We start from the raw sequence: 22,094 nt of genomic DNA on the forward strand, positions 1-22,094 counted from the left end.
CGCTCAGGAGAGGCCGACGGCGAGCGCGCCGCCGCCGGCGGCGACACCACCGCTCGGCTTGGGGGCGGTGAAGGGCGGGGTGTCCTGCCGGCAGGTCGTTCCGGCCGGTGGAAGGACTCCGTCGACGAAGTACCGGCTCTCGTGGTCCTGGACGCAGGTGCTGGGGTTGAGGAGGGCGGTGTGTCCGTACCCCTCGTTGGTCAGCAGGCGTGCGTCGGCGAGCTCCTCGGCCATGGCCCGCGAGTTCGGGTAGGCGGTGGAGGGGTCGTAGGTCGTGCCGACGACCAGGACGGGGTTCGCGGTCCGCTCGTCCCAGGGGCCGGTGTAGCGGTCGGGGGAGGCGGGCCAGCCGGTGCACCCGGCGGTCGCCCAGGTCCAGAAGCGCCCGGCGTCGCCCGCGCGGGCGGCGGAGGCCTCCTCCAGCAAGGGGTAGACGCCGGGGTCACGCGGATCGGGGCTGTCGCCGCAGAGGACGGCCGCCGCCTGCTCCTCGCCCAGGTACGGGTCCGGGTCGGGGACCGGTGGTGCGGGCGGGAAGGCGGCGGGCTCCGGTGCGCGGCCCCGCCACAGTTCCTGCAGCCGGCCGGCGAGGTCGGACCACCCGCTGACGAGGTAGAGGCTGTTCACCGCGTCGGCGACCGTACGGGCGTACGTCCAGGTGTCCACGGGCTCCTTCCGCAGCCGCTCGGTCAGCCGGTCGAACTTGTCCCGGGTCGCCTTCGGGGTACCGGCGGAGAAGGCGCAGCGGGCGGTGGTGGTGGAACCGCACAGGTCGAGGAACCGGTCGAGGGTCGCTGCGGCGCTGTGGTCCGAGCCGACGCGGAGGAACGTCGTGAGCCGGGCGTCGTCGGACGCGTCATTCGTCCAGGCCCGGGGGCCGATGTTGCTGTCGAGCGTCATGGCGCGGACCTTGCCCGGGAAGAGGTTGGCGTAGGTGGCGCCCAGGATCGTGCCGTAGGAGATCCCGTAGTAGTTGAGCTGTGGCTCGCCCACCGAGCGGCGGAGCAGATCGAGGTCGCGGGCGGTGTCGGCGGTCGACACGTGGCGCAGCAGCTCGGGGTCCGTCTTCTCGCAGCGGCGGACGAGATCCGCGTACGCGGCGGTGAAGGCCTTCTGCTCCTTCTCGCCCACCGGGAAGCCCACGGCCTTGCTCGCGTTCCAGTCGGCCGCTTCCCGGGGACTCGTGAAGCAGTTCACGGCGGTGCTGTTGCCGATGCCGCGGGGGTCCCAGCTGACGATGTCGAACCGCTCCCGCACCTCGCGGGGGAAGAACGCGTAGTTCTGCGGCATCTGGACCGTCCCGGGCCCGCCGGGTCCGCCGGGGTTGAAGAACAGGGTTCCGACGCGCTTTCCGGGCCCGGTCGCCTTCCGTCTGACGACGGCCAGGTCGACGGAGCGGCCACCGGGGGCCGCGTGGTCCAGGGGCACCTGCGCGGTCGCGCAGTCGAACGGACTGCCCGGGACGCAGGGTCTCCACTCCAGCTGCGGGGCGGGCACCGAGGGTATGGACGCGCCGTCGGCCTCGACCGGGCCTTGCGCGGTCAGCACGGTCGAGCAGGACATCACCGCGGCGACGACGGCGGCGTGACGCCGCCGGACCACCATGGATCCGCGCACGGGGTGTGCAGGCATGCTCCGGCCTCTCTCTGTGACTGAGCGCCCGAGACAGCCGACGGCCTGGACCCCGGCACGCACCTGTGTCCACGACACAGCGCTCCGGTGCGGCGCGCGAGGCATGCGCGGCCGATCGGCCGACGCGGTCCGCGCCGGGAGGTGCCGTCGGGGGTGCCGTCGGGGGGAGAGGCCGGGGCCGCACGCACGCGAGCCCCGGACCCCTGCGGCGGGGATCCGGGGCTCTGCCGTCGGTCTCAGAGCGTGCGGTGGACCTTGGAGTTGGAGGCCTGGGCGCGGGGGCGGACCACCAGGAGGTCGATGTTGACGTGGCTGGGGCGGGTGACCGCCCAGGTGATCGTGTCGGCCACGTCGTCGGCGGAGAGCGGCGCGTCGACGCCCGCGTAGACCTTGGCGGCCTTCTCCGTGTCGCCCCGGAAGCGGGTGGTGGCGAACTCGTCGGTCTTGACCATGCCGGGCGCGACCTCGATCACGCGGACCGGGGTGCCGACGATCTCCAGGCGGAGGGTCTCCGCGAGCACGTGCTCGCCGTGCTTGGCGGCGACGTAACCGCCACCGCCCTCGTACGTCGACAGGCCGGCCGTGGAGGAGAGGATCACGACGGTGCCGTCCCCGCTCGCGGTCAGGGCGGGGAGCAGCGCCTGGGTGACGTTGAGCGTGCCGATGACGTTGGTCTCGTACATCTGGCGCCAGTCGGCCGGATCGCCCGTGGCGACGGGGTCGGCCCCCAGCGCACCGCCGGCGTTGTTGACGAGGACGGCCAGCGAGCGGAACGCGGTGGCGAACTCGTCGACCGCCGCACGGTCGGTGACGTCCAGGGCGTACGCCGTCGCCTTGTGCCCCGCGTCGGTGAGCTCGGCGGCCAGTGCCTCGATGCGGTCCTTGCGGCGCGCGGTGAGCACCACGCGGTATCCGGCGGCGGCCAGCTGCCTGGCGGTCGCGGCACCGATGCCGCTGCTCGCGCCGGTGATGACGGCGATGGGGGTGGCGGCCATGCGAACTCCTCGGACAGCTGATCGGTACGGGGCCAGGATAGGCGGGCGCTCCGGGGGCGGGCTCAGTGGTTTCGGGGGGCGTACATGATCAACGCCATGCCGGCCAGGCAGATCAGCGCGCCGGTCACGTCCCAGCGGTCCGGGCGGTAGCCGTCGGCGGCCATGCCCCAGGCGATCGAACCGGCGACGAACACCCCGCCGTACGCCGCGAGGACCCGGCCGAAGTCGCCGTCCGGCTGGAGCGTGGCCACGAATCCGTACGCCCCGAGAGCGATGACGCCCGCGCCGATCCAGATCCATCCGCGGTGCTCGCGCACGCCCTGCCAGACGAGCCAGGCACCTCCGATCTCGAAGAGCGCGGCTACGACGAAGAGGGCGAGGGAGCGGGCGACGAGCATGGGTCCAGCGTGTCATGCGGGTGCGCGGGAACCGATGGCCGGGGCGGACGGCGCCGGTGGGCCGTGCGGGTGGGCGGAAGCGCGGCGAACCGGTCATCGGACAGGGGGAATTGTGGCTTATCGGTATGTTCGGCATATGCGAGTGACGTGGAGAGCAGTACTGAAGGCGCCCGCCGTCGCGGCGGTGGCGGCGGCCGTGGTGCTGGGTCCGGGGCTGTCGGCCGTGGCCGAGCCGGCGCCCCGGGGGATCGCCCCGGAGGCCGACGTGGCCCACCACGGCCGCGTCTCGCTCCGGGAGGAGCGGATCGAGGTCCAGCTGCGGACCGGGAACCGGGGGCCCTCGCCGCTCGCCGACGCGACGGTGCGGCTGCGCTTCTCCGTGCCCCTGGCGGCATGGTCCCGTCTGCCCCCGGGCTGCCTGCGCAGCGGCGGCAGCACGGTGCTGTGCGGGACCGGCCCGCTGCGCGTGGCGGCGGAGGCGCGCCGCACCGCTCTGGGACTGGGCTTCAAGGGCCGGCCCGCCGAGGTCGTGGTGCGGGTGGACACCGTGTGGAACGGTGGCGCGAGCGACCGGAACCCGCAGAACGACACGCATGAGGTGCTGGTCCTGTCCACGGGTGACGCCTACGCCTTCTGAGCCCGCCCCTCAGGCGGTCGGCGCCTGGTCCCCCGCCGTGCCGAACTCGCGTACGGCGTCCTCCACGATGGCTTCCAGGCGGGCGTGGTGCGCTCCCCGCCAGTAGACCCGCCCGCAGGCGGTGCACTGTGCGAACACGTCGTAGGACGCCTGCGTGCCCTGTTCCAGCCGGGAGCTGACGGAGTCCTTGTCGGCCTTTGTGAGGTCCCCGTTGCAGGCCGTGCAGCGGGTCCACGGGGCGAGTGCGGGGGCGAAGCGGCCCAGGACGTCGCGGAGCTGCTCGTCGGGCTTGTCGCTGTAGACGTACGCCCCCGCCCAGATCTCCCTGCGGCGCAGGAGCCCCCGGTCGCGGGAGAGCATGACGCGCCGCTGCTCCGCCGAGAGGGCGGCCAGCGCCGGGTCGCCGATGTCCTCGCTCTCGTACGCGGCGTCCACCCCCAGGAGGCGCAACCGCCGGGCGAGCGTCCCGAGATGGACGTCGAGGAGGAAGCGCAGCGGTGCGCCGGGCACCTGCTGGGGGCGCCGCACCGCCCTGACCTCGACCAGTTCGCCCGCACCGGGGATGTGCGACACCGGCACGGGGCTTCCGTCGACGAGGAGCTGCCCGGCCTCGGTGAGCGGGATGCCGAGGGACTCCACGACGTGTCCGAGGGTCGACGAGCCGTCCGTGGTGACGGGCGTGCGTCCACGGCGGCGGTCATGGGCGACGAAGAGCCGCAGTTCCGGGGCTACTTCGAGGGCGATCTCGGGTCCGTTCACCTGGTCAGGATGCCATCGGGCGGGGCGCGGCAGCGAGGGGTTTCCGACGGTGGTGCCCGTGGTGACGGATGCGCCGGTGGAGGTCAGCGCTGGGCGAAGGCGGCCGGGGGGACACCGACCGTGGCCGTGAAGTCCCTGACGAGGTGGGCCTGGTCGCTGTAGCCGAGGTCGGCTGCGAGGCGCGCCCAGTCGGGCTCGGGGTCCGATCCGGCGCGGCGCAGTGCCTCATGGATGCGGTGGCGGAGGATGACCCACTTGGGCCCGACCCCCACACAGGTGGAGAACAGCCGTTGCAGGGAGCGTACGGAGAGCCCGCCCGCACGGGCGAGGGCGTCCACCCGCAGCAGTGAGCGGTCCGTCCGTACGAGCTCGGCGAGTTCCGTCGCGAGTTCCGCCTGCGGGTCCGGTCGCGGGAGGAGGGACAGGACGTACGAGTCCAGTGCCGCGACCCGGGCGTCCTCGTCGGCCGGACCGAGCACCGCGGGCACCGCCGCCGACGCGGAGGGCCCGTGGCCGGGTGCGACGAGCACCTCGTCGGCCGGGACCCGGCGCCCGGTCCATTCCGAGACGGGCCGCTGCGGGGCGAACGGCCGGAAGGCGCCCGGCCGGAACTTCACCCCGCACACCCGCCCCCTGCCCTCCAGCCGCTGGCTGAACAGGCCCTGCACGATGCCGTAGACCTCGGCGGAGCCGTCGCGCCGTGCCCCGCCGCCCGACTCCGTGCGCTCGAAGACCAGGTGGACGCTCGGGTGCGGCACCACGCGCGAGGTGTACGGCTCCGAGAGGTCCCAGTCGATCAGCCAGTAGTGCTCCAGGTACGGCCGCAGTTCCGGGGCGGGGTCACGGAGGCGGAAGCGCACGCGGGTGAACAGGTCGGGGGCGTCGACGATGCCCCGCGTCTCGCGTCCAGGTCCGGCCATGGCGGGATCCTAAGGCCGTCCCGTGGCCCCTGGCGTGTTTCTTCAAGACGCCGTGCCGCGCGGGGTGCATCGTCGGAGGCATGAAGACGATCAGCGAACTCCTCGAAGAGGCCACCGCACGGGCGGTCCCCGTGGTGCGGGGCATCGACGACGCCCAGCTGGCCGGTGGCACACCGTGCAGCGAGTACGACGTCAGGGCCCTGCTGAACCATCTCTTCTCCGTGATCGGGAACTTCCGGGTCCTGGCCGCCAAGGGGACGTCCGACTTCAGCCGGACGGAGGACGTCGTCACGGGGGACTGGAGAGGCCGGTTCGACGACGAGACGGCTCGGCTGGTGCGGGCCTGGGGCGAGCCGGGTGCGGAGGAGGGGACGACCGGAGGCATGGCCATGCCGGCCAGGACGGTGGGGCTGATGGTGCTGGGGGACCTGACCGTGCACGCCTGGGACCTCGCCCGGGCGACGGGCCAGGACTACGTGCCGGATCCCGCCGTGGTCGCGGAACTGGAGCCCGGTATGGCAGGTATGGCGCCGAAGGCGCGGGAGATGAAGGTGTTCGGCGAGCCGTTCCCCGTGGCGCCGGAGGCTACGGCCTTCGAGCGGGTGCTCGCCATGACCGGCCGTGACCCCGGCTGGCGCCCGTCCCGCCGCTGACGGTGGGGGCGGGGAGAACCGGCCGCCGGGAGGCCGGGCCGGGGTAGAGGCTCCCGAGGGCGGCGTACGCGCCGCCGACGACGGACTCCGCCGAGAGCAGCACGTCGCGTGAGGCGAGACGGGCGGCCCGGCGGGTGTACGGCGGTGGCGGGCGGCGGCGACGCCGTCGGCAGTCGCAGACGGTGAACACCCCGCTCACGACGACCACGGCCGGAACGGTCAGGGCCAGCAGCAGGTCGTCCATGCGGGGGCCTCCTCGGAAGTCGTGCTCCTTGCATCGGCAGGCCCGCCGGTGCGGCGGAGATCATTCTTCGGCCATTCGGTGGCCGAAGAATGATCTCCGCCGTGGTCCGCCCCGGCGGTCACGCCTCCCGCGGTCCGTCGCGGTCCAGGCGGGTGCGCAGGGTCAGGGCGAACTCCTCCGCCCGTGCCAGCTGGACCCGCAGTCTGGCGACCTGCTCGGTCGCGGACCGTTCGTAGGCGCGCACCCGCTCCAGGAGTTCGACACGCTCGCCCGGCGCCGTCCCGTCGTCGTCGAGGCGGTCGACCGCTTCCAGCAGATCCCGCATCTCGTCCAGGCTGAAGCCGAGGGGCTTCATCCGGCGGACGACCATCAGCCGTGCCACATCGGCCTCCGTGTACAGCCGGAATCCGCCGCGGGAACGGGCCGAGGGGGCCACGAGCCCGGTCTCCTCGTAGTGCCTGATCGTGCGCAGCGAGAGTTCGGTGCGCGCGGCGACCTCGCCGATCTGCATGTGCTCGCTGCTCACGGTGCCCACGTGCCCTCTCGACTCCCGCCACGGCCACGGGAGGCCGGCGCTTCGATCTCTACCCTAACGTTAGGGTAGAGTTGCCCGGCGCCAGATGGCCGGAGCCGACGACGCCTCCGGCGCGGTCGAGCGGGTGTGATCCGCACCGCCGCACGACGGCCGCCCCCCTTGTCTCCGTCCGCAGTCGCGGGCGATCCGCGGGATGCCCCCCGGCCCTCCGCGTCCTTCGCACGTCCCGGTCCGCCGGACATGCCCGAACAACGACAGGTCGCGTCTCCCTTGCCTCCATCCGTACTGTCCCCGGCCGGCCGGCTGCGCGGCTTCCGGCCGGCCTGGCTGTCCCCGAAGGTCTTCCGTACGGAGGTCCTGGCCGGTCTCGTCGTGGGGCTCGCGCTGATCCCCGAGGCGATCTCGTTCTCGATCATCGCCGGGGTGGACCCCGCCGTCGGTCTGTTCGCCGCCTTCACGATGGCCGTCGTCATCTCCGTCGTCGGCGGCAGGCCCGCGATGATCTCCGCCGCGACCGGCGCGGTCGCCCTCGTCATCGCCCCGCTCAACCGGGAGCACGGATTCGGCTACCTGATCGCGGGCGTCATCCTGGGCGGGGTCTTCCAGGTCGTCCTCGGCGCGCTCGGGGTCGCCCGGCTGATGAGGTTCGTGCCCCGCAGCGTGATGGTCGGCTTCGTCAACGCGCTGGCGATCCTGGTCTTCATGGGCCAGGTCCCCGAACTGACCGACGTCCCCTGGCCCGTGTATCCGCTGGTCGTCGGCGGGCTGGTCCTGATGGTGCTGTTCCCCAGGATCACCAGGGCGGTCCCGGCGCCGCTGGTCTCCATCGTCATCCTGACGGCGATCACCGTCGCCGCCGGCATCGCCGTGCCGACGGTCGGCGACAAGGGCGAGCTGCCCTCGTCCCTGCCGGTGCCCGGCCTGCCCGACGTGCCGTTCACCCTGGACACCCTGACGACCGTCGCCCCCTACGCGCTGGCCATGGCGCTGGTGGGCCTGATGGAGTCGCTGATGACGGCGAAGCTGGTCGACGAGATCACCGACACCCACTCCAGCAAGACCCGCGAGTCGATCGGCCAGGGCGTCGCCAACATCGTGACCGGCTTCCTCGGCGGCATGGGCGGCTGCGCCATGATCGGCCAGACCATGATCAACGTGAAGGTGTCCGGTGCCCGCACCCGGCTGTCCACGTTCTTCGCGGGCGTCTTCCTGATGGTGCTGTGCATCGCGTTCGGGCCGCTCGTCTCCCGCATCCCGATGGCGGCACTCGTCGCGGTCATGGTCATGGTGTGCTTCGCGACCTTCGACTGGCACTCGGTCGCGCCGGGGACGCTCAGGCGGATGCCGGCCGGAGAGATCGTGGTGATGGTTGTCACGGTGGTCTGTGTAGTCGCCACCGAGAATCTCGCCGTCGGTGTCGTCGTCGGCTCGGTCACCGCCATGGTCATCTTCGCCAGGCGGGTCGCCCACCTCGCCGATGTCACGTCCGTCACCGACCCGGACGGCGAACGGATCGTCTACTCCGTCTTCGGGGAGCTCTTCTTCGCCTCGTCCAACGACCTCGTCGGACGGTTCGACTACGCGGCCGATCCCCGGTCGGTCGTCATCGACCTGGCCTCGGCACACATCTGGGACGCCTCCTCGGTCGCGACGCTCGACGCCATCACCACGAAGTACGTACAACGCGGGAAGAGCGTCGAGATCATCGGTCTCGACGCGGGGAGCGCCGATCTGCACGGCTCCCTCAGCGGCCGGCTCGCCGGCGGTTCCTGAGGCGTCCGGGGCCCCTGCCGGTGTGCCCGTGCCGTGTGCCGGGAGGGGGCCCGCCAGGTCCGCCGGGAGCCGGGACGGCGCGGACGGTACCAGGCATCCGACACGATCTGTGTGTCTGGTGTGAAGCTACTCGGGAGAGATGACGCACACGTCGTTCCGCGACCGTCCTGGCGTGGAGGGGCGGGTTGCCATCCATGCCCCGGCTGGGCAATGGTTGCCGCAGGGAAAGTACTTTCGTCCAGTTGGAAGGTGGTGCGACTCGCCCCGGGCGGGTCCCCCCTCATGGCTCCTCTGAAGGAACACATCGCCACGAAAACTCAGCAACGGTCCGCGTCCGACCTGTGGGGCCCGGCCCCGTACGCCGTGATCGTCGTCGACCGGACCGGAACGGTCCGCGACCTCAACCCGGCTGCGACCTCACTCCTGGGAGGCGCCGCTCCGGGCGCCGCACTGTCGGATGCCGCGCCGTCCTGGCTGGCACGTGCCCACGAGGAAACGACGAACTCCGCCGACCGCCCGGCCGGTGACACCCCTGTCACCGCACCGTCGCCCCCCGTGTTCCGCGGGCGGATCGGCGCGCGCAGCTTCGAGGCGCACCCTGCCCCGGCCCCGGACGGGGACGGCGGCGTGGTGTGGTGGCTGGTCGACGACACCGACCGGCGCCTGGTCGAGGAGGAACTGGCGACGGAGCGGGAGCGCACCGCCTTCCTGGCGGAGGCGTCGAACGTACTTCTGGCGTCGCTGAACACCGACCGCTGCATGCACGTCACCGCCCAGCTCGCCTCCCAGTACCTCGCCGAGGCCGCCCTCGTCATCGTGCCCGCCGCGGGCCGGAAGCTGCCCATGACGTACGCGGTCGAGGGCGGTGCGGCGGTCCGCCGCACCGTGACCGCGGACACCGCCCTGGTGCCCGGCCTGAGCGAGGCGCTGCAGGGATTCCCGCCCGTCCCCTCCCGGTGGATCGACCCGGCCTCCCTGCCGGACTGGCTCATCCCCGAGGGCTTCACCGGGACCGTCGGCTCGGCGTCCGTCACCCCGCTGCCGGGCCACGGCGTCCCGGCGGGTGTCCTGGTGCTGCTGCGCGGCACGGCCTCCACCGAGTTCAGCGAGAACGAGGAGGTCTTCGCCCGGCTGTTCGCGGCGCGGGCCGGCGCGGCCCTGTCCGCGGCACGCCTCTACGCGGAGCAGAGCGACATAACGCGGACCCTCATGCGCGACCTCCTGCCGCCCCGGCTCGACCGGGTCAACGGCGTCGAGTTCGCCGGCGGCTACCAGCCCGCGGCGGCACGGGACCGGGTCGGCGGCGACTTCTACGACGTCCACCCGGGCAGCACGCCCGACGAGGCGTCCCTGGCGGTCCTCGGCGACGTGTGCGGCAAGGGCCTGGACGCGGCGGTGCTCACCGGCAAGATCCGTAACACCCTCCAGGCGCTGACGCCGATGGCGGGCGACCACGAGGGCATGCTGCGGCTGCTCAACGGGGCGCTCCTCAACTCGCACCACACCCGCTTCGCCACGCTCGTGCTGGCCTCGGTCCGGCGCGAGGAGAACCGGGTGCGTCTGCGCCTCACCTCCGCGGGCCACCCCGCGCCCCTGGTGATCCGCAACGACGGCAGGGTGGAGGAGATCGACACCCGGGGGACCCTCGTCGGGGCACTGCCCCACATCGAGGCCCGCACGGTGGAGACCGAGCTGCTCCCGGGCGAGACGTGCCTGCTCTACACCGACGGCGTCACCGAGGCCCGCGGCGGGCCCCTCGGCGACGAACTGTTCGGTGAGGAAAGGCTGATGCGGGCCATGGCCGAGTGCGCGGGCATGCCCGGAGCCGCCGTGGTCGAGCGGGTGCAGATGCTCGCTTCCCAATGGCTCCACGACGGCCGGCACGACGACATGGCCCTCGTCGCGATCACCGCCCCGCCAACCACGCACCTGAGCGCGGTGAACGGGCACACCCGGGGCAGGTACACGCAATGAGTACCGACACCCTCGCCGCGCCCGATGTGCGCGGTCTCCAGGACCAGTTGTGGACCGCGGTGACCAGCCGGGACGAGCACGCCGCAGCCGCCGTGCTCTTCACCGCCCTGGACGCCGGTATCGACCCCGAGACCGCGCTGCTGGACGTCATCGCCCCGGTACAGGCGCGGGTCGGCACCGAGTGGGCGGCCAACCGCCTGAGCGTGGCGCAGGAGCACGCGGCCAGTGCCATCGCCGAGCGGGTCATCGCCGCCCTGGCCCACCACCCGGCCGTCCGCACCACTCCGCGGCTGGGCCGCGTCACCGTGGCCTGCGTCGACCAGGAATGGCACGTGCTGCCGGCCCGGCTGCTGGCCGAGGTCCTCACGCTGCGGGGCTGGCAGGTCGACTTCCTCGGGGCCCAGGTGCCCACTCCGCACCTCATCGGGCACCTGCACAACAACGGTGCCGACGTGGTCGCGCTCTCCTCCTCCATCCCCACCCGGCTGCCCACCGCGCACGCGGCCGTCACCGCCTGCCAGGCCGTCGGGGTGCCCGTACTGGCCGGCGGGGCGGCGTTCGGGCCCGACGGGCGGTACGCGCTCCGGCTGGGGGCCGACGCCTGGGCGCCCGACGCCCGCTCCGCCGCGCGCCGTCTCGCGGACGGCATCCCCGTGCCGGTACCGGCCGTCGGACGGCAGCAGATAGACGATCTGCCGCACCTGAGCGACCAGGAGTACACCCTCGTCGTCCGCAGCAGACCGCAGCTCGTGCGGGAGGTGATGGCCCAGATGGAGACCCGCTTCCCCCCGGCCGCGGCCTACACGGAGCAGCAGCGCGAGCACACCGCGCAGGACATCGCCCACATCGTCGAATACCTGGGCGTGGCCCTCTACATGGACGACGACGAGCTCTTCACCGGCTTCCTGACCTGGACCGCCGGCATCCTCGAGGCCCGGCGGGTTCCGGCCGCCTCCCTGCTGCCGGTCCTCGACGTCCTGGGGACGGAGCTCAAGGACTTCCCCCGAACCACCCGGCTGCTCGGCGAGGCGCGTTCCGCCCTGGACCTCCTCGCGGCAGCCGTCGGCAACAACCCCGGAGCCTCGGATGACCGATCAGCACTGCCCGCCCTTCACCCTGGAAGTTGAAGCCGGTCCGGGTGCCGTACGGCTGCGTCTCGGCGGTGACCTGGACTACGACACCAGCGAGCAGCTGGTGGAGCGTGCCCAGGCGTGCCTCGCCGCCGACCCCGCTCCGCAGACGCTCGTCCTGGACTGCTCAGGGCTGCGCATGTGTGACTCGAGCGGTGTCTCCGCCCTTCTGCTGATCCACCGCGGCACGTCGCCGGGCGGTGTCGTCCTGCAGCTGTTGAACGCGCCCCGCTTCCTTCTCAGGACCCTGGAGGTGACGGGCATACGGCACCTGTTCGTCCTCGACGGTGCCGATGCCCAGGGCGAACGCGCGCAGGACGGCCCGCCGCCCGTTCCCTCCGGCTGAGGCGCCACCGCGTCAGCCGGGAGGAGCGGGCGGCGCTCCGGAGCCGCGCGGCGGGTCACCGAGGGCCGCTTCGAGCGTGGGGTAGCTCCTGATCACCCGGTCGAGGCCCGCGGTCCGCAGGAGCCTGGCCAGGACCGTCCCGGGTGCGGCCACGCGCAACTCGGTCCGCCGGTGCACCTCGATGAGGAGGCTGAGGAAGGAGGAGTCCGCGAAGGTGACCGCGGACGCGTCCAGTACGACGACCTCGTGCCCGGGCGCCGCCTCCCACAGGGCGATGAACAGCGGGTCGATGGTGTCGGAGTCGAGATCGCCCTGCGCACGGACGACCCAGTGACCGTCGACAGCGCCCTCGGCCGCCACCACGGGCGGGCCTGCCGGCGTGGAGTTGTCGAGGGGCTCGCGGACCATGCGGGGATTATGCCAACTGCCCCCGGCTCCGGGTACGCACGCCCCGCCACTCAGGTGAGGGCGACCAGCGCCACGATGTGCTTCCCGTCGGGCAGGTACGTGATGGACACCCGCCTCGCGAGGCGACGCACCAGGAGCCAGCCGTAGCCGCCGACGGAGGCGGCTGCCGGATCGCGTTCCTCGGTGACCGGGGCGCGTGTGCTCGCGTCGGCGACCGTGAGCAGGAGGCCGTCGTCGGTGATCTCCGCGGTGAAGCCGGTGAGTCCTCCGCCGTGCCTGACCGCGTTGGTCACCAGCTCGGAGGTCACCAGCAGCGCGTCCGCGACCACGACGTCGACGGGACCCTCCTCGCCGAGCACGCAGAACTCCGTCTCCAGGAGACGGGTGACCATGTCCCGTGCGGCAGCCGCGTTCCGGGGCACACCGGGGTCGGGGCCCGCGCCCACCGGCTGTTCCGGGGCAGGCCGGCCGACGGCTTCCTCCGGCCCATCGGCAGGAATCGCGCCGTCCCTCAGCACTTCTCGTTCCCCGTTCATCGCCCTCTGCGCCTGCCCGGTCGGGCCCGCGCCACACGTCCTGACCGGGGGCCGGTCCGTGGGCGGCGCGACACGAGGGCGGTCAGCATCGCAGCGCCGCGTCCACCGTGTCGGCGAACGTGAACGCGCCGAGGGTGCCCGAGACCTCGAAGAGCCTGCGGACGCCCGTGTCCAACGGTCCGGCCAGCACGAGCCGGACTCCGGCCCCGTCGTGGCGCCGCTGTGCGTTCAACAGGGCGTGCAGGGCTGTCGAGTCGGCGAACTCCAGCCGGGACAGGTCGGCCACGGTGAGCCGTCCGCCGCTCCCGGCGGCCTCCTCCAGCGCGTCGGCCAGCCCGGAAGGACCCGACCACCCGTCCAGGTTTCCCCGGACACGGATCAGGACGACACCGTCGTCCGTGGTCTCCACGACCACATGCAGTTCATCCGCCGTCATGTGTCATATGTTCCTACACCGCGGGATCGGCGTGGAGCCCGGACCCGGCTTCACGTCCGGACGGTCCCGGTGCCTCCGTGCCCCGTGACGGCGACGCGCCGCCGCGTCAGGGCCACACCAGGCAGTACGCCTGGTGTCCGGCGTCGTGCAGCCGGTGGGAGAAGTCCTGCCACTCGTGGAGCAGCTGGTAGACGTTGAACGCGTCGCGCGGGCCGCCGCGGTCCGGGACCGTGGACCAGATGAAGGCCGCCGCGCCCACCGACTCCTCGCCGACGTCGCGCAGGGGGTCGACCACCGTCATCGGAAGCTTGACCACCGCGTAGTCGGGGTGCAGCACGACCAGCTCGAGCGGTGGCACCTTGTTCAGGGGTATGCCCTGTATGCCGGTGAGGACCATGGCCGCCACGGTCTCGGGCTTGATCTTGCTGAACATGCCGCCCATGCCCAGTTCGTCGCCGCCCAGCTCCTCGGGGCGCATGGAAATGGGCACACGCGCGGCGGTGGCCCCGTCCGGGGCACCGAAGTACTTGTAGGTCACCCCCACCCTTCCACTGCTCCTGCTTCCCGGACCGTCGACACCGGCCGCCGGTGCGTCCCGTGCGCGCTCGGCCTCGCGTTCCGCCTTGCGCCGGTGCCGCCCTCGCCGGGCAGGCTCGGGCCCCAGGTCGTCGGTCCCTTCGCCCACTCCGCCACCGCGATGCATATCTCATCCACCCGACTACTTCTTAGGAGACACAGCCCCGCCGCGCAACCCGATCATCGTCAGTGACCTCCCCCACGGGCGTGCGGTGAAACACCTGTCCGCAAGACCGTCCACGCCTCTGACACCATGGCATGGGTGAGCTTTCCCTACGAAGACTCAGTTTCGCAGACTCGAGGAGACTGACGCCCTTTCGTTGTACGAGCCTCATACGCGGAGAGCGCGCTCCCTGCTCACCGGCGGCCGGGAAATCCGGTCAGGCCGCCGAACTCCGAATCGCAGATCAGGACCAAAGTGGCGTATTCATACGAAGCCCCAGTCTCGCAGTCACTGTTCGACCGTGCGTCCGTCGTGACGCCGGGCGGCGTGAACTCCCCCGTGCGTGCCTTCCGGGCCGTGGGCGGTACGCCCCGGTTCATGGTGTCCGGTACGGGGCCGTACCTCACCGACGCCGACGGCCGTGAGTACGTCGACCTCGTGTGTTCGTGGGGGCCGATGATCCTCGGCCACGCGCACCCCGAGGTCACCGCGGCCGTCCAGGACGCGGTGGCCCGGGGTACCTCGTTCGGTACGCCCGGCGAGGGCGAGGTCGCGCTCGCCGAGGAGATCGTGGCCCGGATCGAGCCCGTGGAGCAGGTGCGGCTGGTGTCGTCCGGCACCGAGGCGACCATGTCCGCGATCCGGCTCGCCCGTGGGTTCACCGGGCGCGCCAAGGTCGTGAAGTTCGCCGGGTGCTACCACGGTCACGTCGACGCGCTGCTGGCCGCCGCCGGCTCCGGGGTCGCCACCTTCGGGCTCCCCGACACGCCCGGGGTGACCGGGGCGCAGGCGGGCGACACCATCGTGCTCCCGTACAACGACCTGGAGGCCGTGCGCGCCGCGTTCGCCGCACAGCCGGGTGAGATCGCCTGTGTGATCACCGAGGCGTCGCCGGGCAACATGGGCGTCGTACCGCCGCTGGACGGCTTCAACGCGGGCCTGAAGGAGATCTGCGCGGCCAACGGCGCGCTGTACATCTCCGACGAGGTGATGACCGGATTCCGTACGTCCAAGGCCGGCTGGTACGGCATCGACGGGGTGCGGCCCGACCTGATGACCTTCGGCAAGGTCATGGGCGGCGGCTTCCCCGCCGCGGCCTTCGGCGGCCGCGCCGACGTGATGGCGCACCTCGCCCCGGCCGGTCCCGTCTACCAGGCGGGCACCCTCTCCGGGAACCCGGTCGCCACCGCCGCCGGTCTCGCCCAGCTGCGGCTGCTCGACGACGCGGCGTACGCGAAGGTGGACGCGGTCTCCGCGGAGCTGCGCTCCCTCGTCGGGGACGCCCTCACGAAGGAGGGTGTCGCGCACACGGTGTCGGCGGCGAGCAACATGTTCTCCGTCTTCTTCACCGACGAGCCCGTCCGCGACTACGAGGGCGCGAAGAAGCAGGAAGCCTTCCGCTTCACCGCGTTCTTCCACTCGATGCTGGAGCAGGGTGTGTACCTGCCGCCGTCCGCCTTCGAGTCCTGGTTCGTCTCCACCGCCCACGACGCGCAGGCGCTGGAGCGGGTCGCCGCAGCGCTGCCCGCCGCCGCCCGCGCCGCATCGGAGGCCGTCGCATGAGCGCGCACCACGGGACCGACGAGGACAGGGACAAGGACATCACCGTCGTCCACCTGATGCGCCACGGCGAGGTGCACAACCCGGAAGGCGTGCTCTACGGGCGCCGCGCCGGCTACAGCCTGTCCGAGCTCGGCCGCAGGATGGCCGACCGGGTGGCCGAGCACCTGGAGAAGCGCGACATCACGTACGTCGTGGCCTCCCCGCTGGAGCGCGCCCAGGAGACGGCGACGCCGATCGCCGTGTCGCACAGCGTGGACCTGGCGACCGACGAGCGCCTCATCGAGGCCGCCAACGTCTTCGAGGGCAAGACCTTCGGGGTCGGCGACGGCGCACTGCGCAAGCCCGAGAACTGGAAGCACCTCACCAACCCCTTCAAGCCGTCCTGGGGCGAGCCGTACGTCGAGCAGGTCGTGCGGATGATGGGCGCGCTGGACGCCGCGCGTGACGCCGCGCGCGGGCACGAGGCGGTCTGCGTCAGCCACCAGCTGCCGATCTGGATCGTGCGGAGCTTCGTGGAGCGGCGCAGGCTGTGGCACGACCCGCGCAAGCGGCAGTGCACCCTGGCCTCGCTGACGAGTTTCACGTACCAGGGGGACAAGATCGTGTCCGTCGGCTACACCGAGCCCGCCCGGGACCTGGTGCCGGCACATCTGCTCGCGGGGGCGAAGCCGGTGAAGGGGCAGTCCAAGGCGTTCGGCGCGTAGCCGGCCCTGCCTCGCGGACGCTGACCCGTACGCCGCGCACCCGGCCCGTACTCCGGGCCCGTGCGCGGCGCCCGTCCGCATGCCGTGTGCAGCACCTGTAAGGGTGTGTTCACGTAACAACTTTTGTGATTATCGGCGGAACCTCCGTGTTGGTTTCCTCATCTAAGCCATCGCCAGTTTGTATGGCAATGAGGTAATACGACCGCAGATGGGGACGCTATGCGTGAAATCAACCGAAGGGGCCTGCTCGGGGCCGGACTCGGAGCCGCAGCCGCACTCACGATGACCGGCTGCGGCTCCCTCGGGTCATCGGACGGCGGACGACCGGAAACCGAGAAGGGCGGCAACGGCGGCAAGGCCACGCCGGGGAATGGCGGCGGCCCGCCCGAGAAACACGTCAGGCTGATCGGTGACGGTTCCACGGCGGACACCGGAAAGCAGCCGAATCAGCCCGCCGCCCCCGTTCCGCTGGAGCCCGGCCAGACGCCCCCGCAGTTCGTGATCTTCTCCTGGGACGGGGCGGGCGAGGTCGGCAACGGACTCTTCCCGCGCTTTCTCGAACTCGCCCAGGAACACGACGCGGCGATGACCTTCTTCCTCTCGGGGCTCTATGTGCTGCCCGAGTCCAAGAAGTCCCTCTACCGGCCGCCCAACAACCCCCGCGGCGCCTCCGACATCGGCTATCTCACCGACGACCACGTCAAGCAGACGCTGAAGTACGTCCGCCAGGCCTGGCTCGACGGGCACGAGATCGGCACCCATTTCAACGGGCATTTCTGCGGTGGCTCCGGTTCGGTCGGCGACTGGACGCCCGCGCAGTGGCGGAGCGAGATCGACCAGGCCGTGTCGTTCGTCACCGAATGGCGCACGAACACCGGCTGGAAGGACGTCGATCCGCTGCCCTTCGACTACCGGAAGGAACTGGTCGGGGGCCGTACGCCCTGTCTGCTCGGCCAGGACAACCTCCTGCCCACCGCGAAGCAGCTGGGCTGGCGCTACGACGCGAGTTCGCCGGGCGGCAGCCAGATGTGGCCCGAGAAGCGCCAGGGCGTCTGGGATCTCCCGCTGCAGGGCATTCCGTTCCCCGGGCACACCTTCGAGGTCCTCTCCATGGACTACAACATCCTCGCCAACCAGTCGAGGAATTCCACCAAGGGCATGCCGTCGCGCTATCCCGGGTGGCGCACCCAGGCCACCGAGGCGTATGTCGCCGGATTCGAGCGCGCCTACGGAACGAACCGCGCGCCCTTCTACATCGGAAACCACTTCGAGGAGTGGAACGGCGGTATCTACATGGACGCCGTGGAGGACGCGCTGAAACACATCGCGGGCAAGCCCGATGTGCGCCTCGTCTCGTTCCGGCAGTTCGTCGACTGGCTCGACGCACAGGACCCGGCGGTGCTCGCGAAGCTCCGTTCGCTCCAGGTCGGACAGGCTCCCGAGGGTGGCTGGAACGCGTTCTTTAAACAGGCCTGACAAGGGGCTTTACGGGCACCGAGGGGGGTGCCCAAGATCTCTGGAACTGCCATGCGAAACTTTTCACATGAGCTCTGGCCGCGCACTCCGACGCCGCTTCACCCTGCTCGCCGCCACTGCTGTGGCCGGTGCCCTGACCCTGTCCGCATGCAGTGGGGAGGGCACCCGGGCGGGCGGTGGCGGCAACACGAACTTCGTCACCGGCAGTGGCGGGATCTCCACCGTCGCCAAGGGCGAACGCACCGCCGCGCCGCAGCTCGCGGGCGCGACCCTGGACGGCACCGACCTCGACATCGCCGACTACAAGGGCAAGATCGTCGTCCTGAACTTCTGGGGATCGTGGTGCGGCCCCTGCCGCGCCGAGGCCAAGCACTTCGTGAAGGTCTCCGAGGAGATGAAGGACCAGGGCGTCCAGTTCGTCGGCGTCAACACCCGTGACCCCCAGAAATCCCTCGCGGTCAGCTTCGAGGAGGACTTCGGGGTCACCTACCCGAGCCTCTACGACCCGACCGGGAAGCAGCTCCTGCGCTTCCCCAAGGGCACGCTGAACCCGAAGGCCATCCCGTCGACCGTGGTCGTCGACCGGGAGGGGAAGCTCGCGGCCCGCTCCCTCGCGGCGCTCGACGCCACCAAGCTGCGCGAGATGATCGACCCGCTGGTCGCCGAGAAGTGACCACCGTCCTCCAGCTGGCCGCGACCACCGGCGGAAACGAGACGGTGGCCGGCGGGGCCCTCATAGTGGCGCTGCCCATCGCCCTGCTCGGAGGGCTCGTCTCCTTCTTCTCACCGTGCGTCCTGCCGCTCGTGCCCGGGTACCTCAGCTACGTCACCGGGGTGAGCGGCGCCGATCTCGCCGAACGCCGCAGGGGCAGGACCGTCGTCGGCGCCTCGCTCTTCGTCCTCGGCTTCACCGCCGTGTTCGTGTCCGGCGGTGCGCTCTTCGGCTTCTTCGGCCAGACGCTCCAGGAGTACAGCGGCACGCTCTCCAAGATCCTCGGCGCGCTGATGATCCTCATGGGGATCTTCTTCATGGGCCTGCTGCCCTGGATGACGCAGCGCGAGTTCCGCATCCACAAGCGGCCGGTGACCGGGCTGGCGGGGGCGCCGCTGCTCGGCGCGCTCTTCGGGATCGGCTGGACGCCCTGCCTCGGCCCGACGCTCGCCTCCGTCAACGCGCTCGCCTTCGACCAGGCGACCGCGGGACGCGGGGCGATCCTGTCCGTGGCGTACTGCCTGGGGCTCGGCGTCCCCTTCGTCCTGGCGGCGATCGCCTTCCGCCGGGCGCTCGGCGCGTTCGGCTGGGTCAAGCGCCATTACGCGTGGGTCATGCGGATCGGCGGCGGCATGATGATCGTGACCGGAATCCTCCTGCTGACGGGCGCGTGGGACGTGCTCATCCAGGAGATGCAGGTCTGGTCCAACGGCTTCACTGTGGGGATCTGAGTCCATGAGCAACACGAACACCACGGACGAGCGCGACCTCGGCCAGGCCGGGGAACAGCTCTCCACCGCTCCGCGCGAGGAGCCGACGGCCACCCTGCCCTCGATGGGCGTGATCGGCTGGGCCCGCTGGTTCTGGCGCCAGCTCACCTCGATGCGGGTCGCGCTGATCCTGCTGTTCCTGCTGTCGCTCGGCGCCGTCCCCGGCTCGCTGATCCCGCAGAACAGCGTGGACGAACTGAAGGTGCAGACCTTCAAGGAGGCCCACACCACCGTCAGCCCGGTCTACGAGAAGCTGCAGTTCTTCGACGTCTACAGCTCGGTGTGGTTCTCCGCGATCTACATCCTGCTGTTCGTCTCGCTGATCGGCTGCATCGTCCCGCGCACCTGGCAGTTCGTCGGACAGCTGCGCGGCCGCCCGCCGGGCGCGCCCAGGAAGCTGACGCGGCTGCCGGCCTACACCACCTGGCGCACCGACGCCGAGCCCGAGCGGGTCCGCGAGGTCGCCCACTCCCTCCTGCGCAGGCGACGCTTCCGCTCACACGTCGTCGGTGACGCGGTCGCGGCCGAGAAGGGCTATCTCCGCGAGACGGGGAACCTGCTCTTCCACATCGCGCTGATCGTCATGCTGATCGCGTTCGCCGGTGGACAGCTCTTCAAGTCCGAGGGCGGCAAGCTGATCGTCGAGGGCGACGGGTTCGCCAACACCATCACCCAGTACGACGACTTCAAGTCCGGTTCGCTCTTCGACGACGACGATCTCGCCCCCTTCAGCTTCGACCTCCAGGACTTCGTCGGGACGTACGAGCGCAACGGCCCCCAGCGCGGTACGCCCCGCACCTACGAGGCGCGGGTGACGTACGCCGAGGGCGCGGACGGGGAGACGAAGAAGAAGGTCATCGAGGTCAACAAGCCGCTCGTCGTCGACGGGACGAAGGTCTACCTCAACGCACACGGCTACGCCCCGGTCATCTCGGTCAAGGACGGCAAGGGCAAGGAGGTCTACCGGAGCGCGGTGCCTCTGCTGCCCATCGACAACAACGTCACCTCGACCGGCGCCATCAAGGTGATGGACGGCTACAAGGACAAGAACGGCAAGAAGTCCCAGCTGGGCTTCCAGGCGTTCTTCGTGCCGACGTTCGCCGGTGACGGCCAGGGCACGATGTTCTCGCAGTACCCCGGCCTCGACTACCCGGTCCTCGCGCTCAACGGCTACTACGGCAGCCTCGGCGTGGACTCCGGGCTGCCGCAGAACGTCTACCAGCTCGACACGTCCAAGATGAAGGAATTCAAGGACAGCAACGGGGACAAGCTGAAGAAGCGGCTGCGCCCGGGCGAGACCATGAAGCTCCCCGACGGCGCGGGGTCGATCACCTTCGAGAGCGTCGAGGAGTGGGCCAGCTTCCAGATCACGCGTCAGCCCGCCAGCGGATGGGCGCTCACCGGCGCCGTCGCCGCGATCATCGGCCTCGCCGGATCGCTCTTCATCCAGCGCCGCCGGGTGTGGGTGCGGGCCGTGCGGGGAGCGGACGGTGTCACCGTCGTCGAGATGGCGGGCCTGGGCCGCAGCGAGTCCGCGAAGCTCCCCGAGGAGCTGACCGGCCTCGCGATCGCGCTCCACGACGAGGCGCCGACCGCGTCCGGACCCGATCCCGACCACCGTCCCGACCAACCCTCCGAAGAACCTGCCGAAGGGGCTGAGAAGTGAATCTCGCCGCCGCAACCAACGAGAATCTGGCGAACATCAGCAACACGCTGATCTATTCGTCGATGGCCGTCTACACCCTGGCCTTCTTCGCGCACATCGCGGAGTGGGTGTTCGGCAGCCGGAGCAAGGTCGGCCGGACGGCCGCCGCGCTCAACAAGGACTCGGCCACCGACCCGGCGGTGAAGGCGCAGGCCGCGGAGAAGGGCGGCACCGCCGTTCTGGAGCGCCCCCAGGTCGTGACGCGTTCCGCCGCCGGTTCCCGGGACGTCCCGGACGGCCCCGGTGCGGCCGGCGGCACCTTCAAGGGCGACCTGTGGGGGCGTATCGCGGTCTCCCTGACCGTCGTCGCCTTCGCCGTCCAGGCGGCCGGAGTCGTCGCACGCGCCCTGTCGGTGCAGCGGGCCCCCTGGGGCAACATGTACGAGTTCTCGATCACCTTCTCCACCGTGGCGGTCGGCGCGTACCTGATCCTCCTCGCGCTGAGGAAGAACGTCCGCTGGATCGGTCTGATGCTGGTCACCACGGTCCTGCTGGACCTGGGCATCGCGACCACCACGCTGTACACCGACAGCGACCAGCTGGTCCCCGCGCTGCACTCCTACTGGCTGTGGATCCACGTCTCCACCGCCATCATCTGCGGCGCCGTCTTCTACCTGGGCGCCGTCGGCACGCTGCTCTACCTGTTCCGCGACAGCTACGAGAACAAGATCGCGAGCGGGGGCACTCCGGGGAAGTTCGCGACCTCCGTCATGGAGCGGCTGCCCGCCGCGAAGTCCCTGGACACCTTCTCGTACCGCATCAATGCCGCCGTCTTCCCGCTGTGGACGTTCACGATCATCGCGGGCGCGATCTGGGCGGGCGACGCCTGGGGCCGCTACTGGGGCTGGGACCCCAAGGAGGTCTGGTCCTTCATCACCTGGGTCGCGTACGCCGCCTACCTGCACGCCCGCGCGACGGCCGGCTGGAAGGGCCGCAAGGCCGCCTACCTGGCGCTGGTCGCCTTCGGCTGCTGGCTCTTCAACTACTACGGCGTGAACATCTTCGTCACCGGCAAGCACTCCTACGCCGGAGTCTGACGGGCACACCCG

Annotated in this window: 24 protein-coding genes; 13 read left to right on the forward strand and 11 right to left on the reverse strand. The window is 71.2% G+C overall.

Going from position 1 to position 22,094, the window contains the following annotated elements:
• Positions 1 to 3: 3 nt before the first annotated feature.
• The 3 genes from IA22_RS0117435 to IA22_RS0117445 all read right to left on the reverse strand — a co-directional run bounded on the left by IA22_RS0117435 (position 4) and on the right by IA22_RS0117445 (position 3,025).
• The gene (locus IA22_RS0117435) at positions 4 to 1,632 is read right to left on the reverse strand and encodes an alpha/beta hydrolase (protein WP_051694809.1); all 1,629 of its coding nucleotides are present in this window, start codon (positions 1,630 to 1,632) and stop codon (positions 4 to 6) included.
• A 236-nt stretch (positions 1,633 to 1,868) separates the two neighbouring features.
• Complete coding sequence (locus IA22_RS0117440) at positions 1,869 to 2,627, reverse strand: SDR family NAD(P)-dependent oxidoreductase (protein WP_014155614.1); 759 nt, start codon at positions 2,625 to 2,627, stop codon at positions 1,869 to 1,871.
• 62 nt (positions 2,628 to 2,689) lie between these two features.
• Entirely contained in the window at positions 2,690 to 3,025 is a 336-nt protein-coding gene (locus IA22_RS0117445; RefSeq protein ID WP_014155615.1) for a YnfA family protein, read from the reverse strand.
• Positions 3,026 to 3,161: 136 nt separating this feature from the next.
• Here IA22_RS0117445 and IA22_RS0117450 point away from each other — a divergent pair, with 136 nt between their 5' ends.
• Positions 3,162 to 3,662, forward strand: coding sequence for a hypothetical protein (locus IA22_RS0117450; RefSeq protein WP_030124112.1), 501 nt, complete (start codon positions 3,162 to 3,164; stop codon positions 3,660 to 3,662).
• 9 nt (positions 3,663 to 3,671) lie between these two features.
• Here IA22_RS0117450 and IA22_RS0117455 read toward each other — a convergent pair whose 3' ends face one another.
• Both IA22_RS0117455 and IA22_RS0117460 read right to left on the reverse strand, forming a co-directional pair.
• On the reverse strand, positions 3,672 to 4,421 hold the full coding sequence (locus IA22_RS0117455; RefSeq protein WP_030124113.1) for a Mut7-C RNAse domain-containing protein: 750 nt from the start codon (positions 4,419 to 4,421) through the stop codon (positions 3,672 to 3,674).
• A gap of 83 nt (positions 4,422 to 4,504) precedes the next feature.
• Entirely contained in the window at positions 4,505 to 5,341 is an 837-nt protein-coding gene (locus IA22_RS0117460) for a helix-turn-helix domain-containing protein (RefSeq protein WP_030124114.1), read from the reverse strand.
• 80 nt (positions 5,342 to 5,421) lie between these two features.
• On the opposite strand from IA22_RS0117460, the gene IA22_RS0117465 reads away from it, so the two are divergent.
• Entirely contained in the window at positions 5,422 to 5,994 is a 573-nt protein-coding gene (locus IA22_RS0117465) for a TIGR03086 family metal-binding protein (protein ID WP_014155619.1), read from the forward strand.
• On the opposite strand, the gene IA22_RS35275 is transcribed toward IA22_RS0117465, so the two are convergent.
• Both IA22_RS35275 and IA22_RS0117470 read right to left on the reverse strand, forming a co-directional pair.
• Positions 5,927 to 6,238, reverse strand: a complete 312-nt coding sequence (locus tag IA22_RS35275) for a hypothetical protein (RefSeq protein WP_081889835.1) — start codon at positions 6,236 to 6,238, stop codon at positions 5,927 to 5,929. The two genes, IA22_RS0117465 and IA22_RS35275, sit on opposite strands and share 68 nt — an antisense overlap.
• A gap of 118 nt (positions 6,239 to 6,356) precedes the next feature.
• Positions 6,357 to 6,764, reverse strand: a complete 408-nt coding sequence (locus tag IA22_RS0117470) for a MerR family transcriptional regulator (protein WP_209443740.1) — start codon at positions 6,762 to 6,764, stop codon at positions 6,357 to 6,359.
• A gap of 249 nt (positions 6,765 to 7,013) precedes the next feature.
• Between IA22_RS0117470 and IA22_RS0117475 the strand changes: the two genes are divergently transcribed.
• From IA22_RS0117475 to IA22_RS0117490, 4 genes are all read left to right on the forward strand, one after another.
• Positions 7,014 to 8,546, forward strand: coding sequence for a SulP family inorganic anion transporter (locus IA22_RS0117475; RefSeq protein WP_051694810.1), 1,533 nt, complete (start codon positions 7,014 to 7,016; stop codon positions 8,544 to 8,546).
• A 282-nt stretch (positions 8,547 to 8,828) separates the two neighbouring features.
• Complete coding sequence (locus IA22_RS0117480) at positions 8,829 to 10,520, forward strand: SpoIIE family protein phosphatase (protein ID WP_030124117.1); 1,692 nt, start codon at positions 8,829 to 8,831, stop codon at positions 10,518 to 10,520.
• Entirely contained in the window at positions 10,517 to 11,647 is a 1,131-nt protein-coding gene (locus IA22_RS0117485; protein ID WP_030124118.1) for a cobalamin B12-binding domain-containing protein, read from the forward strand. Before IA22_RS0117480 ends, IA22_RS0117485 begins: the two co-directional genes overlap by 4 nt.
• Positions 11,607 to 11,996, forward strand: a complete 390-nt coding sequence (locus IA22_RS0117490) for an STAS domain-containing protein (protein WP_030124119.1) — start codon at positions 11,607 to 11,609, stop codon at positions 11,994 to 11,996. Before IA22_RS0117485 ends, IA22_RS0117490 begins: the two co-directional genes overlap by 41 nt.
• A 12-nt stretch (positions 11,997 to 12,008) precedes the next feature.
• On the opposite strand, the gene IA22_RS0117495 is transcribed toward IA22_RS0117490, so the two are convergent.
• The 4 genes from IA22_RS0117495 to IA22_RS0117510 all read right to left on the reverse strand — a co-directional run bounded on the left by IA22_RS0117495 (position 12,009) and on the right by IA22_RS0117510 (position 14,079).
• Positions 12,009 to 12,404, reverse strand: coding sequence for an STAS domain-containing protein (locus IA22_RS0117495; RefSeq protein WP_030124120.1), 396 nt, complete (start codon positions 12,402 to 12,404; stop codon positions 12,009 to 12,011).
• A 50-nt stretch (positions 12,405 to 12,454) separates the two neighbouring features.
• Positions 12,455 to 12,940: an ATP-binding protein gene (locus tag IA22_RS0117500; protein ID WP_179831237.1), complete on the reverse strand. Its 486-nt coding sequence runs from the start codon at positions 12,938 to 12,940 to the stop codon at positions 12,455 to 12,457.
• Positions 12,941 to 13,022: 82 nt separating this feature from the next.
• Positions 13,023 to 13,376: an STAS domain-containing protein gene (locus IA22_RS0117505; protein WP_014155628.1), complete on the reverse strand. Its 354-nt coding sequence runs from the start codon at positions 13,374 to 13,376 to the stop codon at positions 13,023 to 13,025.
• 106 nt (positions 13,377 to 13,482) lie between these two features.
• Positions 13,483 to 14,079, reverse strand: coding sequence for a hypothetical protein (locus IA22_RS0117510; RefSeq protein ID WP_078468467.1), 597 nt, complete (start codon positions 14,077 to 14,079; stop codon positions 13,483 to 13,485).
• 375 nt (positions 14,080 to 14,454) lie between these two features.
• On the opposite strand from IA22_RS0117510, the gene hemL reads away from it, so the two are divergent.
• The 7 genes from hemL (at position 14,455) to ccsB (ending at position 22,082) form a co-directional block, all read left to right on the forward strand.
• Entirely contained in the window at positions 14,455 to 15,678 is a 1,224-nt protein-coding gene (gene hemL / locus IA22_RS0117515; protein WP_033249620.1) for a glutamate-1-semialdehyde 2,1-aminomutase, read from the forward strand.
• Positions 15,675 to 16,382, forward strand: coding sequence for a histidine phosphatase family protein (locus IA22_RS0117520; protein ID WP_014155631.1), 708 nt, complete (start codon positions 15,675 to 15,677; stop codon positions 16,380 to 16,382). Before hemL ends, IA22_RS0117520 begins: the two co-directional genes overlap by 4 nt.
• A gap of 219 nt (positions 16,383 to 16,601) precedes the next feature.
• On the forward strand, positions 16,602 to 17,858 hold the full coding sequence (locus tag IA22_RS0117525) for a polysaccharide deacetylase family protein (protein ID WP_030124121.1): 1,257 nt from the start codon (positions 16,602 to 16,604) through the stop codon (positions 17,856 to 17,858).
• Between the two features lie 67 nt (positions 17,859 to 17,925).
• Positions 17,926 to 18,531, forward strand: coding sequence for a TlpA family protein disulfide reductase (locus tag IA22_RS0117530; protein WP_014155633.1), 606 nt, complete (start codon positions 17,926 to 17,928; stop codon positions 18,529 to 18,531).
• On the forward strand, positions 18,528 to 19,301 hold the full coding sequence (locus tag IA22_RS0117535; protein ID WP_014155634.1) for a cytochrome c biogenesis CcdA family protein: 774 nt from the start codon (positions 18,528 to 18,530) through the stop codon (positions 19,299 to 19,301). Before IA22_RS0117530 ends, IA22_RS0117535 begins: the two co-directional genes overlap by 4 nt.
• Positions 19,302 to 19,305: 4 nt before the next feature.
• A complete protein-coding gene (resB, locus tag IA22_RS0117540; RefSeq protein ID WP_014155635.1) occupies positions 19,306 to 21,006 on the forward strand; it encodes a cytochrome c biogenesis protein ResB in 1,701 nt (566 codons plus the stop codon).
• A complete protein-coding gene (gene ccsB / locus IA22_RS0117545) occupies positions 21,003 to 22,082 on the forward strand; it encodes a c-type cytochrome biogenesis protein CcsB (RefSeq protein ID WP_030124122.1) in 1,080 nt (359 codons plus the stop codon). Before resB ends, ccsB begins: the two co-directional genes overlap by 4 nt.
• The last annotated feature ends 12 nt before the right edge of the window (positions 22,083 to 22,094 follow it).

Origin of the sequence: Kitasatospora papulosa (assembly GCF_000717245.1) — a bacterium.
Lineage (GTDB): Bacteria > Actinomycetota > Actinomycetes > Streptomycetales > Streptomycetaceae > Streptomyces > Streptomyces papulosus.

Bases quoted from the DNA above. Each gene is read 5' to 3' on its own strand.
- IA22_RS0117520 (WP_014155631.1), top strand. From the start codon at position 15,675: ATGAGCGCGCACCACGGGACCGACGAGGACAGGGACAAGGACATCACC.
- IA22_RS0117525 (WP_030124121.1), top strand. From the start codon at position 16,602: ATGCGTGAAATCAACCGAAGGGGCCTGCTCGGGGCCGGACTCGGAGCC.
- IA22_RS0117530 (WP_014155633.1), top strand. From the start codon at position 17,926: ATGAGCTCTGGCCGCGCACTCCGACGCCGCTTCACCCTGCTCGCCGCC.
- IA22_RS0117500 (WP_179831237.1), bottom strand. From the start codon at position 12,940: ATGAACGGGGAACGAGAAGTGCTGAGGGACGGCGCGATTCCTGCCGAT.
- IA22_RS0117475 (WP_051694810.1), top strand. From the start codon at position 7,014: ATGCCCGAACAACGACAGGTCGCGTCTCCCTTGCCTCCATCCGTACTG.
- IA22_RS0117505 (WP_014155628.1), bottom strand. From the start codon at position 13,376: ATGACGGCGGATGAACTGCATGTGGTCGTGGAGACCACGGACGACGGT.
- IA22_RS0117435 (WP_051694809.1), bottom strand. From the start codon at position 1,632: ATGCCTGCACACCCCGTGCGCGGATCCATGGTGGTCCGGCGGCGTCAC.
- IA22_RS0117465 (WP_014155619.1), top strand. From the start codon at position 5,422: ATGAAGACGATCAGCGAACTCCTCGAAGAGGCCACCGCACGGGCGGTC.
- IA22_RS0117445 (WP_014155615.1), bottom strand. From the start codon at position 3,025: ATGCTCGTCGCCCGCTCCCTCGCCCTCTTCGTCGTAGCCGCGCTCTTC.
- IA22_RS0117485 (WP_030124118.1), top strand. From the start codon at position 10,517: ATGAGTACCGACACCCTCGCCGCGCCCGATGTGCGCGGTCTCCAGGAC.
- IA22_RS0117450 (WP_030124112.1), top strand. From the start codon at position 3,162: ATGCGAGTGACGTGGAGAGCAGTACTGAAGGCGCCCGCCGTCGCGGCG.
- IA22_RS0117460 (WP_030124114.1), bottom strand. From the start codon at position 5,341: ATGGCCGGACCTGGACGCGAGACGCGGGGCATCGTCGACGCCCCCGAC.
- resB (WP_014155635.1), top strand. From the start codon at position 19,306: ATGAGCAACACGAACACCACGGACGAGCGCGACCTCGGCCAGGCCGGG.
- IA22_RS0117480 (WP_030124117.1), top strand. From the start codon at position 8,829: ATGGCTCCTCTGAAGGAACACATCGCCACGAAAACTCAGCAACGGTCC.
- IA22_RS0117490 (WP_030124119.1), top strand. From the start codon at position 11,607: ATGACCGATCAGCACTGCCCGCCCTTCACCCTGGAAGTTGAAGCCGGT.
- IA22_RS35275 (WP_081889835.1), bottom strand. From the start codon at position 6,238: ATGGACGACCTGCTGCTGGCCCTGACCGTTCCGGCCGTGGTCGTCGTG.
- IA22_RS0117440 (WP_014155614.1), bottom strand. From the start codon at position 2,627: ATGGCCGCCACCCCCATCGCCGTCATCACCGGCGCGAGCAGCGGCATC.
- IA22_RS0117495 (WP_030124120.1), bottom strand. From the start codon at position 12,404: ATGGTCCGCGAGCCCCTCGACAACTCCACGCCGGCAGGCCCGCCCGTG.
- IA22_RS0117510 (WP_078468467.1), bottom strand. From the start codon at position 14,079: ATGCATCGCGGTGGCGGAGTGGGCGAAGGGACCGACGACCTGGGGCCC.